At 61.2% G+C, this 11460-nt stretch carries 10 protein-coding genes; 5 read left to right on the forward strand and 5 right to left on the reverse strand.

All coding sequences use genetic code 11. The features are described from left to right. Positions 1–62 precede the first annotated feature (62 nt). The 5 genes from EOL86_08210 to EOL86_08230 all read right to left on the reverse strand — a co-directional run bounded on the left by EOL86_08210 (position 63) and on the right by EOL86_08230 (position 5520). Positions 63–329, reverse strand: coding sequence for a HypC/HybG/HupF family hydrogenase formation chaperone (locus EOL86_08210; protein ID NCD25558.1), 267 nt, complete (start codon positions 327–329; stop codon positions 63–65). Between the two features lie 11 nt (positions 330–340). Then, positions 341–832, reverse strand: a complete 492-nt coding sequence (hybD, locus tag EOL86_08215) for a HyaD/HybD family hydrogenase maturation endopeptidase (GenBank protein ID NCD25559.1) — start codon at positions 830–832, stop codon at positions 341–343. 96 nt (positions 833–928) lie between these two features. Next, positions 929–2638 carry a nickel-dependent hydrogenase large subunit gene (locus EOL86_08220; GenBank protein ID NCD25560.1) on the reverse strand — a complete coding sequence of 570 codons (1710 nt, stop codon included), beginning with the start codon at positions 2636–2638 and terminating at the stop codon, positions 929–931. 51 nt (positions 2639–2689) lie between these two features. Further along, the gene (locus tag EOL86_08225) at positions 2690–3649 is read right to left on the reverse strand and encodes a twin-arginine translocation signal domain-containing protein (protein NCD25561.1); all 960 of its coding nucleotides are present in this window, start codon (positions 3647–3649) and stop codon (positions 2690–2692) included. A gap of 464 nt (positions 3650–4113) precedes the next feature. Then, complete coding sequence (locus EOL86_08230) at positions 4114–5520, reverse strand: aspartate kinase (protein ID NCD25562.1); 1407 nt, start codon at positions 5518–5520, stop codon at positions 4114–4116. 221 nt (positions 5521–5741) lie between these two features. Between EOL86_08230 and EOL86_08235 the strand changes: the two genes are divergently transcribed. The 5 genes from EOL86_08235 to EOL86_08255 all read left to right on the forward strand — a co-directional run. Continuing rightward, positions 5742–7550 carry an ABC transporter substrate-binding protein gene (locus EOL86_08235; GenBank protein NCD25563.1) on the forward strand — a complete coding sequence of 603 codons (1809 nt, stop codon included), beginning with the start codon at positions 5742–5744 and terminating at the stop codon, positions 7548–7550. After that, the gene (locus EOL86_08240) at positions 7550–8641 is read left to right on the forward strand and encodes a microcin C ABC transporter permease YejB (protein NCD25564.1); all 1092 of its coding nucleotides are present in this window, start codon (positions 7550–7552) and stop codon (positions 8639–8641) included. Before EOL86_08235 ends, EOL86_08240 begins: the two co-directional genes overlap by 1 nt. After that, positions 8638–9654, forward strand: coding sequence for an ABC transporter permease (locus EOL86_08245; GenBank protein ID NCD25565.1), 1017 nt, complete (start codon positions 8638–8640; stop codon positions 9652–9654). Before EOL86_08240 ends, EOL86_08245 begins: the two co-directional genes overlap by 4 nt. Beyond that, complete coding sequence (locus EOL86_08250) at positions 9626–11227, forward strand: ABC transporter ATP-binding protein (protein ID NCD25566.1); 1602 nt, start codon at positions 9626–9628, stop codon at positions 11225–11227. The genes EOL86_08245 and EOL86_08250 overlap by 29 nt, the downstream gene beginning before the upstream one ends. A gap of 9 nt (positions 11228–11236) precedes the next feature. Then, on the forward strand, positions 11237–11460 hold a 224-nt coding region (locus EOL86_08255; protein NCD25567.1), incomplete at its 3' end, for a potassium transporter TrkH.

An 11460-nucleotide genomic window follows, 5' to 3' on the forward strand; every position in this document is an offset into this window, starting at 1 on the left:
CCGGCTGGCGCATTCGGCCATGGCCAAACCGAGCATGGCTCCAAGGGCGTTGTCTGTCGTCATCACGCTTGCGCTTCCTGTTCGTATTTCAGGCGTTCCTGCTCATAGGCGTTGGCCAGGTCGCGCAGGATGGTCAAGGACTCCTGGGCTTCCTTTAAATCCAGCTTGCGGATGGCGAAGCCAGCATGGATGATGACATAATCGCCGATGGTCGCGGCCTCATCCAGGAGAAGCATCGACGCACTGATAAAGGTGTCGCCTTCGCCGACCCGGCACTGGGCGACGCCGGTGGTGATGGATTCGATTTTGGCGGGAATGGCCAGACACATAGTCGTGCTCCTTAGTTTGGGGTGCAGGTTCCGCCGGCGGTCGTGATTTCCGCCAGAACGGCCTTGATCATGGCTGGCATGGCTTTTTGGGCCGTGGGCGAGAGTTCAAGAGCCATGGACTGATAATCAAACGGCTCCATGCCGATGATGACGGCCTCGGGACGGTTTCCAACCAATCCGCACATGCCGAGGGTGTCCACCAGATCGGTTTGATGCATGGAATTTCGGAAGGCCAGTCCCTTGCGAAGGTCCTCGCCCAGAAGGCGATAGACCGATCCTGGCGCGTCATCACAGAGAACAGCATCAACGACAATGAGATAGTCCGAGTCCATGATGGGGCCCATGAGCTTGGAGCCCAGGGTGCCGCCGTCCATGAGCGTGACGTTGTCCGAGCAGGTGAAGCGGTTTTGCAGCTCTTCCACGCAACGCACGCCAATGCCTTCATCAGTGAAAAGAATGTTGCCAACGCCAAGAACGAGAATGCGTTTGTCCGAGTCGGTCATGAAGATATTCCTGTTACGGGTGCAACGATATGCCGATGGTATCTGAAGTGTTTGTCCGGCTCAAGCAAACGGGGCCCCGAAGGGCCCCGGCGCGAGTTACATGACTTTGAACTTGCGGACCTGATTGGTCCGGGAATCGATGACGTGTACGCCGCAGGCGATGCACGGGTCGTAGGAATGCACGGTTCTGAGGATTTCCACCGGGCGCTCCGGATCGGCGATGGGCGTGCCGACCAGGGCCTCTTCCACGGCCGAGAGCTTGCCTTCGGCGCAGCGTGGTCCGAGGTTCCAGGTGGAGGGCACGACCAGCTGGAAGTTTTCGATCTTGCCGCCCTTGATCCTGATCCAATGGCTGAGCGCCCCGCGTGGCGCGGTCACATAGCCGACGCCCTCGGCCTCGTCGGGCATCTTCCATTCCTGATAGATCTTGGTGTTGCCGCTTTTGACGTTTTCGGTCAGCTCATTGATCCATTCCACCATCTTGTCGGCCACGACCTTGGTTTCGATGCCGCGCGCGGCCGTGCGGCCCAGGGTGGAGAAGAGGGCTTCCGGCCCGACTCCGAGATGGTTCAGGACATAATCCACGAGCTTTTTCACTTCCGGATGTCCCTTGCCGTAGGCGATGAGCATCGAGGCCAGGGGGCCGGTTTCCACGGAGGCTTTGTTGTACCGAGGGGCCTTCATCCAGGAGTAGCGGTCCCGGTCCTCGTAGCTGGTGTACTGCGGTTCCGTGACGCCCTTGTAGGGATGGTAATCCTTGTCGCCCTTGTACCAGCTGTGGCGGACGTGTTCGGTGATCAGCTTGGGATCGAAGGCTTCGACCTTGCCGATATTGCGGTTGTAGATCACGCCGGCCGGCAGCCAGCGGCTGTTCAGGTCGCTTTCCACATATGGATATTCGCCGAAGGTCAGGAAATTGGTGGTGCCGCCGATGCCGGCCCAATCCTTGTAGTAGGACGCCACGGCCAACAGATCGGGAATGTAGCATTCGTCGACGAACTGTTGGGTTTCCTTGAAGAGTTCGGTGAATTCATTGATACGTTTGTCGGTCAGACCGTCGTAGCAGGTCACGCCGCCGACCACGGTGAACTGGGTGTGCGGGTTCTTGGCGCCGAAAACGGCCATGGCCCGCGCCGCCTTGACCTGCAGATGCAGGGCTTCCAGATAATGGGCCGTGGCGATGAGGTTGACCTCGGGCGGCAGATAATAGGCGTCGTGCCCGCCCAGGAAGTAGGCGTTGGTGAAGATGCCGAGCTGCCCGGAGTCGACCAGCCCCTTGACCTTGTCCTGCACCGCCTTCAAGTCCTCGGCCTTGGTCTGGCGGGGGGAAATGGAGTTGGCGATGGATGCGGCCTTCTTGGGGTCGGCGGCCAGGGCGCCGGTCACGTCCACCCAGTCCAGGGCGTGCAGATGATAGAAATGCACGATGTGGTCATGCAGATACTGCGCGGCCAGGACCAGATTACGGATGAGTCGGGCGTTGTCGGGCAGATTTTTGTCCACGCCCACGGCGTTGTCCACGCAGCGGGTGGATGCCAGGGCGTGGGTATAGGTGCACACGCCGCAGGACCGCTGGGTGAAATGCTGGGCGTCGCGCGGGTCGCGGCCCTTGAGAATGAGCTCCAGCCCACGGAAGAGCTGGGAGCTGGACCAGACGTTGGTGACCTTGCCCTGGTCCACCTCGACTTCGATTTTCAGATGACCCTCGATGCGGGTCACGGGGTCCACGATGATGGGGCCCTTGAAGGATTTTTTCATGGGGGTGGCAACGACACCCGGGGCTTGGCTGGATTTGCAACCGGACATATTTTTCTCCTCGTGATTCAGTAAGGGTTGGGTCTAACGCGTGCCGGGCTACTAGGATTCTTCGTAGAAGGGCGAAGCCGTGTCCCAAAAATCGGGTTCGCTGCAGCCGATGCAGGGGTGGCCGGCTTCGACTGGCCAGTTGGTTTGATTGAATTTGACCTTGGGGCAGTTGTTGTACGTGGTTGGACCCTTGCAGCCGAGCTGATATAGACACCAGCCTTTGCGGGCTTCCTCGGAATCAAAGGAGGGGGCGAACTCGCCGGCTTCGTAATGGGCCAGACGAGGGCAGTTTTCGTGGACGGTTTCGCCGTAGAACATCAGCGGTCGGTTGATATCGTCCATGTCCGGGATGGCCAGATTGTGCGTCAGAAGGTGCACGATGGTGCCCACCAGATTGTACGGGTTGGGCGGACAGCCGGGGATGTTCACGGCATTGACGCCCAGATCCTTCAACGCGTCGTTGACGCCCTTGGTTCCGGTTGGGTTGGGTTTGGCCGCCTGGACTCCGCCATAGGTGGCGCAGGTGCCGTAGGCGATGGTCGCCTTGGCCTTGGGTACGATTTCCGAGCAGATTTCCAGCATGGTCCGGCCGGCGACCTTGCCGTAGATGCCGTTGTCCTTGGTCGGGATGCCACCTTCGACGACACAGAGAAAGCCGTTGGGCGCGTTGACGGCTTGATGCAGGGCTTCTTCCGCCTTGTGACCAGCGGCGGCCATGATCGTTTCATGGTAGTCTAGGCTTATTGTGTCCAGGATAAGGTCATCGATGAATGGACGCACGGCGCGCAGAATGGACTCCGAGCAACCCGTGCATTCCGCGTTGTGCAGCCAGACCACCGATGGGCGCTGCGGTGACGTCAGGGCGAGGGCGATTTTGTTGGCGAATGATGCTTCCATGCCCATGACCGCGGCGATGGTGGTACAGAACTTCATGAAATCTCGACGGGAGATTCCACTTTTGACCAGCCGTTCCTCGGCTCCTGGTTTGCCTAAACCTACGGAAAACTTCATAACACACCTCCATCCGTGTATGAATAAAGTGACTTGGCGGCGGGAAATGCCGGGAAGTCATGGCCTCCACGCTGTATTCCAAAGACTGAATACTGAATTGCATGACGCATAGCATTGGGAATTATTTCGGGTCAATAGGATTTCCCAAAAAAAAGCGGTACATATCAGTTTTTTGAATATTGTGGGCGGGCCACTATTCGTGCGGTAAATACGATGTTTCCGTGTTATGAATATAAACTATGTGTTACTTTTTGTATATAATTTTTGAAGTATCGTTTGTGCTTCGCGAGAAGTGGCGTTTCGGGATGGTGTTGCATGGAACACGCGCGACTGTTCGGGGCGGTTCGATGGAGCGTCCGGGATGACGCCAAGAGGATGCGGGTTCAAGATGGTCCGGGAAAGGAGCCAGGGGGCGGGGCAAGGAAACGGGGGCCGGTCGGCCCCCGTGAACGGCGGAAGAGTTGTTAGCAGGCGCAGGGGCGCGGTCGCGTCATGCACAGGGCGGCGTGCAGGGCTTTCTGGGCGGCGGCGAACTGGGCGCGATCGACCACGAAGAGCATGTTGGTCTGGCGGGCGGTCTGGGACACGGCCAGGATGTTGATGCCGTCGGTGGCCAGGGCCTGGGCGGCCTTGGCCAGGATGCCGGGCTGGGCGATGTTGGAGCCGATGGCGCAGACAATGGCCACTTTCCGCGTGGTGATTTGTTCGAATTTTTCCCCAAGTTCCGTGAGCACGGCCTCGGTGCAGTCCCGGTCGTTCAGGATCATGCCGATGGTGTTGGCGTTGGTTGCCTTGCTGATGTAGGAAATGTCGTGGTTGGCCAGAATCTGCATGATGCGCAGATCGAAGCCGACCTCGCCGACCATGCGCGTGTCGTGGACCTCAAGACAGGTCACCTTGTCCGACCCGGTGACGATTTCGACCATGGATTCGGGCGCGATGAAGTCCTTGGTGATCAGGGTGCCACTGTGGCCGGGATCGAAGGCGTTTTTGATGCGGATGGGGATGTTGTTGATTTCCAGGGGCTTGGACGCCTTGGGGTGGATGGCCTCCATGCCGACATCGGCCAGTTGGTCGGCCACGTCGAAATTGGTGTTGCAGACCGGATGGATTTTGTCCTCGCCGATGAGCACGGGGTCGCCGGAGCAGAGATGGTATTCCTTGTGGATGATGGCCTCGCTCGCGCCCAGGAGAACCGCGACCTTGGAAAAGGTCACCTCGGAATAGCCCCGGTCGAATTCGCGCATGATGCCCTCGGTGCCCTTGGTGTAGCCCGTGGCGAAACAGATGGTGGAAAACGGGTCGATGCCGGCAAAGCTGTCCTTGATGCGTTCGTCGATGGTCAGTTGCCGGCTGTCGTCCCAGCCGCTCAGGTCGACGAACGTGGCGCTGTACCCTCTGTTCTGAAGGATGTTGGCGGCGTTGAACGCGCTTTGCATCTCTCCCAACGACGCCAACAATTCCCGCGCCGCCAGCAGCAACGCCCCGCGCGAGATATAGCCCGAGGCCATGACATTATCCATGCTGCGCAGAATGTTGATGGACTGGTCGATGTGGTCGCCGACGAAGTCGTTGGCCTCCTCCAGGTCCAGTCCGGCCGGCACGAAGGTTTTGTTCAGCTCGTACAGACGGTAGCGCAGGGCCAGCATTTTTTTCGGGTAGTTTTCCTGGTCCCGGAAAAGCTGGTAGATGCCGGGCTGGCCGGTCTTCTTGTGCTCCAGGAGTTCGTTGGTGATCCCGCCGTAGGCCGAGACCACGTAGATGCGGCCGTATATGTCATCGGGGTTTCGCAAAATGATGTTGTCGATGATCTCCGGGAAACGGGACATGGATGTGCCGCCGATCTTTTCGACGCGAAGTGGGGCTTTCATGGGCAGTCCTGATTTTCTTGTGGTTTGACGGCGGGTTGCGCCTGCCTTGGTTGAGCATTCAACGCGTTTGTGGATAGGTCCGAAAGCGGTGGGGCGTCAATACGCCTAAAAAGGGAAAATCGATTTTCGACAACTTCGGTTCGCATCCATTCCCACGCCGGTTTGACGCTCCGGGCAGTGGCGGCTACAAGAGCGCAAAATCGTTCCAAGGCAGGTTCAGTATGAAGCATCTTCTTCTTTTTGTTCTTCTTTTGGGCATCGGTCAGCCTGTTTGGGCCGAGGGACTCCACGCCTTGGCCATGAACGGCGTTCCCAAATATGCGCCTGATTTTACCCATTTCGACTATGTACGGCCCGACGCGCCCAAGGGCGGCCATGTCCGTCTGGCGGCCACCGGCACCTTCGACAGCTTCAATCCGTTTATCGTCAAGGGCAATTCCGCCGACGGTCTGGGCCTGTTGTTCGACACCCTGACCCAGCAGGCCCTGGACGAACCCTTCACCGAATACGGTCTGGTGGCCGAGACCATGGACGTGGCCCCGGATCGGTCCTTCGTGAGGTTCCGGTTGCGCGAGGCGGCCCGGTTCCACGACGGCAGCCCCATCCTGGCCTCGGACGTGATCTTTACCTTCAATACCCTGGTCGCCCAGGGCAGTCCGCTCTATGCCCAGTATTATGCCGACGTGGACCGGGTGGAGGCGACGGCTCCCCGCGAGGTGACGTTTTTTCTCAAGCCCGAGGCCAGTCGGGAGTTGCCCCTTATCCTGGGCCAGATTCCTGTTCTGCCCGAAGCCTTTTGGAAGGGTCGGGATTTCGCGGCTTCCAGCCTGGATATTCCCCCGGGCAGCGGTCCGTACCGCATCAAGGAGTTCAAGGCCGGCCAGCGTCTGACCTTTGAACGCGATCCGAACTACTGGGGCCGGGATCTGCCCGTGAACACGGGCCGCCACAACTTCGACACCATCACCTATGATTATTACCGCGACCTGACCGTGACCCTGGAGGCGTTCAAGGCCGGGGAATACGATTACCGGCAGGAGTTCAATTCCAAGCAGTGGGCCACGGGCTACACCGGCCCGGCCGTGGACAGGGGTCTGATCCATACCGAAAACATTCCGCACAAGCTCTCCCAGGGCATGCAGGGATTTATTTTCAACACCCGACGGGAGCTGTTCGCTGATTTGCGCGTACGGCAGGCTCTGAATTTTGCCTTTGATTTCGAGTGGAGCAACAAGAACCTGTTTTATTCCCAGTACACGCGCTCCAGGAGTTTTTTCTCCAATTCCGACATGGCGTCGTCCGGCGCGCCTTCGGCCGAGGAACAGGCGTTGCTCGCGCCGCTTGATCTGCCACGTGAGGTTTCGACCCAGGCGTTCGCCCTGCCCGAGAGCGATGGCTCCGGCAACATCCGCGAGAACCTGCGCGTGGCCGCCGATTTGTTGCGTCAGGCCGGTTGGGCGGTGGAAAACGGCAGGCTGATCAAGAATGGCCGGCCGTTCGAGTTCGAGATGCTTTTGGTGCAGGCGGATTTCGAGCGCGTGGTGCTGCCGTTTCAGCGCAATCTGGCCCGGTTGGGCATCACGATGCGGGTACGCATGGTCGACACCTCCCAGTATCTGGAGCGGCTTAATACCTTTGATTTCGACATGATCGTCGGCAGCTTCGGCCAGTCCTTGTCGCCGGGAAGCGAACAGCGCTCCTTCTGGCATTCGGCCTCGGCCGACATGCCGGGTTCGCGCAATTATTGCGGCATCAAGAGTCCGGCCATCGACGCCCTGGTCGATATGGTCGTGACCGCGCCGGACCGGCCAAGCCTCATCCTGCGCTGCAAGGCCCTGGACCGGGCCCTGTTGTGGGGATGGTACGTCATCCCGCATTGGCACGTCACGTCCTGGCGCGTGGCCTATTGGGACAAATTCGGCCGGCCGGACAAGACGGCCGACTATGGCCTGGATTTTCAGTCATGGTGGGTCGATCCGGCCAAGGACCAGGATTTGGCGGCCCGGCGGCGGGGGCTGGGGCTCAAGTAATGCTGGCCTACATTCTGCGGCGTCTGGCCCTCATCGTGCCCACCGTGCTGGGCATCCTGACGCTCAATTTTTTCATCATCCAGGCCGCGCCCGGCGGACCCGTGGAGCAGATGATCGCCCACCTGCAGGGGCTGGACGTGGCCGCCGCGGCCAGGGTCAGCGGCCCGGGCGCGGACGCGGCCCGGTCCGAGGGCTCGTCCTCGTCCGCCTATCGCGGGGCCCAGGGGCTGGACCCGCGGCTCGTGGACCGCATCGAGCGCATGTACGGCTTCGACAAGCCCCTGTGGGAGCGCTATCTGGCCATGCTCAAGAGCTACGCCACCTTCGATCTGGGCGAGAGCTTTTTTCGCAGCAAGCCGGTCACACGGCTCATTGCCGAAAAGATACCGGTGTCCCTGTCCCTGGGCCTGTGGAGCACGCTTGTCATTTACACGCTGTCCATACCGCTGGGCATCGCCAAGGCCGTGCGTCACGGCTCGCGCTTCGATGTCTGGACCAGCACGGCCATGATCGTCGGCAACGCCATTCCGGTTTTTCTTTTCGCCATCCTGCTCGTGGTGCTTTTTGCCGGCGGCAGCTATTTCAACTGGTTTCCCCTGCGCGGTCTGACGTCGCCCGGCTGGGACGATTTTTCCTTGTGGCACAAGATCACGGACTATTTCTGGCATCTGGTGCTGCCGGTGTCGGCCCTGGTCATCGGCGGGTTCGCCACCCTGACCATGCTGACCAAGAATTCCTTTCTGGACGAGATCGGCAAGCAGTACGTGCTCACGGCCAGGGCCAAGGGCCTGAGCGAATCCCGCGTCCTGTACGGCCATGTTTTCCGTAACGCCATGCTGCTCATCATCGCCGGATTTCCGTCGGCGTTTATCTCCATGTTTTTCACCGGCTCGCTTCTGATCGAGGTCATTTTTTCCCTGGACGGCCTGGGCCTCTTGGGCTTCGAGGCGACCATCGGCCGCGACTATCCGGTCATGTTCGGCTCTCTGTACATTTTTACCCTGATCGGTCTGGTGACCAAGCTTCTGTCCGACCTGACCTACATGCTGGTGGACCCGCGCATCGATTTCAGCGGCCGGAGGCAGTCATGAATCCCATCACCCGTCGCCGCCTGCGCGCCTTTCGCGCCAATCGGCGCGCGTTTTGGTCCTTGTGGATTTTTCTTGTCCTTTTTGTGTCCAGCCTGGGCGCGGAATTCATCGCCAACGACCGGCCGCTTCTGGTTTATTTCGACGGCGCGTTCTACGCCCCGGTTGTGAACGCCTACCCGGAAACCGTGTTCGGCGGGGATTTCGAGACCGAGGCCGCCTACCGCGACCCCTATGTCCAGGACCTGATCCGGGCCAAGGGCTGGATGCTCTGGCCGCCCATTCGCTACAATTATCGGACCATCAACTACGCCCTGCCCGTGCCGGCCCCGGCTCCGCCCTCGACCGAGAACTGGCTCGGCACCGACGACCAGGGCCGGGACGTGCTGGCCCGGATTATCTATGGCGTGCGGTTGTCCGTGCTCTTCGGCCTGGCCCTGACCCTGGGCAGCTCGGCCATCGGCGTGACCGTGGGCGCGGTGCAGGGGTATTACGGCGGCGTCGTCGATCTGGCCGGGCAGCGGGTGCTGGAAATCTGGTCCGGCATGCCGGGTCTGTTTATCCTCATCATCCTGGCCTCCCTGGTCACGCCGGGGTTTTGGTGGCTTTTGGGCGTGACCCTGCTTTTTTCCTGGACCGGACTGGTGGACGTGGTCCGGGCGGAGTTTTTGCGCGGCCGCAACCTGGAATACGTGCGCGCGGCCAAGGCCCTGGGCCTGCCGGATCGGGTCATCATGTTCCGCCACATCCTGCCCAACGCCATGATCGCGACCATCACCTTCATGCCGTTTATCGTCGGCGGGTCCATTACCACGCTGACCTCCCTCGACTTCCTGGGCTTCGGGCTGCCGCCGGGTTCGCCGTCCCTGGGCGAGCTGCTGGCCCAGGGCAAGAACAACCTCCAGGCCCCGTGGCTGGGGCTGTCGGCCTTCGTGGCGCTGGGGCTGCTTCTGAGCCTTTTGGTCTTTATCGGAGAAGGAGTGCGCGATGCCTTTGATCCCCGCCACGGCAACTGATTCCCTTTTGCGCATCGAGAATCTGACCGTGGATTTTCGTGTCGAGGGCCGTATCGTCCAGGCCGTGCGCGGCGTCGGCCTGAGCATTGAACGCGGCCAGACCTGCGCCCTGGTCGGGGAAAGCGGATCGGGCAAGTCCGTGACCGCCCTGTCCGTGCTGCGCCTGCTGCCGGACCAGGCAGAGGTACGCGGCGATGTATTTTTCGAGGGCAGGAATCTGGGCGCGGTGTCCGAGACCGAATTGCGCGCGGTGCGCGGCGGCCGGGTGGGCATGATTTTTCAGGAGCCCATGACCTCGCTCAATCCGCTTCATCCCGTCGGTCGCCAGATCGCCGAGAGCGTGGCCCTGCACCGGCCCGGCGTCAGCGCGCGGGAGCGGACCCTGGAGCTGCTGCGCCTGGTGGGGCTTCCAGAGCCGGAAAGCCGTCTGGCCAGTTTTCCGCATCAGCTTTCCGGCGGCCAGCGGCAGCGGGTCATGATCGCCATGGCCCTGGCCAATGATCCGTCACTGCTCATCGCCGACGAGCCGACCACGGCCCTGGACGTGACCATCCAGGCCCAGGTCCTGGCGCTTTTGAAGGATTTGCAGACCCGGCTGGGCATGGCCATTCTGCTTATTTCCCACGATCTGGGCGTGGTCCGGCACATGGCCGACACGGTTCATGTCATGCGCGCCGGGGAAATCGTGGAGAGCGGGCCGCGCGAGCGCATTTTCAAAAGCCCAAGCCATCCGTACACGCGCACCCTCCTGTCCAGCGCGCCCGCTGGCCGTCCCGAACCCCTGGCCGAGCCGGCCGAAACACTGCTGGCCGCGCGCGGCGTCCGGGTCTGGTTTCCGGTGGGCAGAACCCTGATGGGCCGGCCCACGGGCCACGTCAAGGCCGTGACCGACGTGGACCTGACCATCCGCCGGGGCGAATCCCTGGGCGTGGTCGGGGAAAGCGGCTCGGGCAAGACCACCCTGGGTCTGGCCCTGTTGCGCCTGCTGCCAAGCGAGGGGGACGTTCTTTTTGACGGGCAGCCCCTTGCCGGTCTGCGCGAGGGCGCGTTGCGCGCGTTGCGCCGGAATTTTCAGATTGTCTTCCAGGACCCGTACGGTAGTCTCAGCCCGCGCATGACCGTGGGGCGCATCGTGGCCGAGGGTCTGGACGCCCACGGCCTGGCCCGTGGCACGGAGCGCGAGGCGCGCATCAGCGAGATCCTGGCCGCCGTGGAGCTTGACCCCGACGCCATGCATCGTTACCCGCACGAATTTTCCGGCGGCCAGCGCCAGCGGATCAGCATCGCCAGGGCGCTTATCCTGCGGCCCAAATTCGTGGTCCTGGACGAGCCGACCTCGGCCCTGGACCGTACCGTGCAGTTCCAGATCGTCGAGCTGCTGCGCGATTTGCGCGCCCGCTTCGGCCTGACCTATCTGTTCATCACGCATGATCTGGCCCTGGTCCGGGCCCTGTGTCATCGGGTGCTGATCATGAAGGACGGCCGCATCGTGGAGCAGGGGGACACGGAAACCATTTTTGCCCGTCCTTCGCAGCCGTACACCAAGGCGCTGCTGTCCGCCGCCCTGGAATAAGGGGTATTCATGAACACCCATGCCGCGAAATTCATTTCGCCCGCCTTTTTGCCGGTGTATTTTTTCATCCTGGTCATCGTTCTGGGCGGCGCGCTGCTTCATCTGTCCGTGAGCCTGAACGACACGCCCATTTCCTGGCTGGACGCCATGTTCACCTCGGTCTCCGCCACCTGCGTCACGGGACTGGCCGTGGTCGATACGGGGGCGACCTTTTCGACCGTCGGCCTGATCGT

It is taken from the genome of Deltaproteobacteria bacterium (assembly GCA_009930495.1).
Taxonomy (GTDB): Bacteria; Desulfobacterota; Desulfovibrionia; order Desulfovibrionales; family Desulfomicrobiaceae; genus Desulfomicrobium.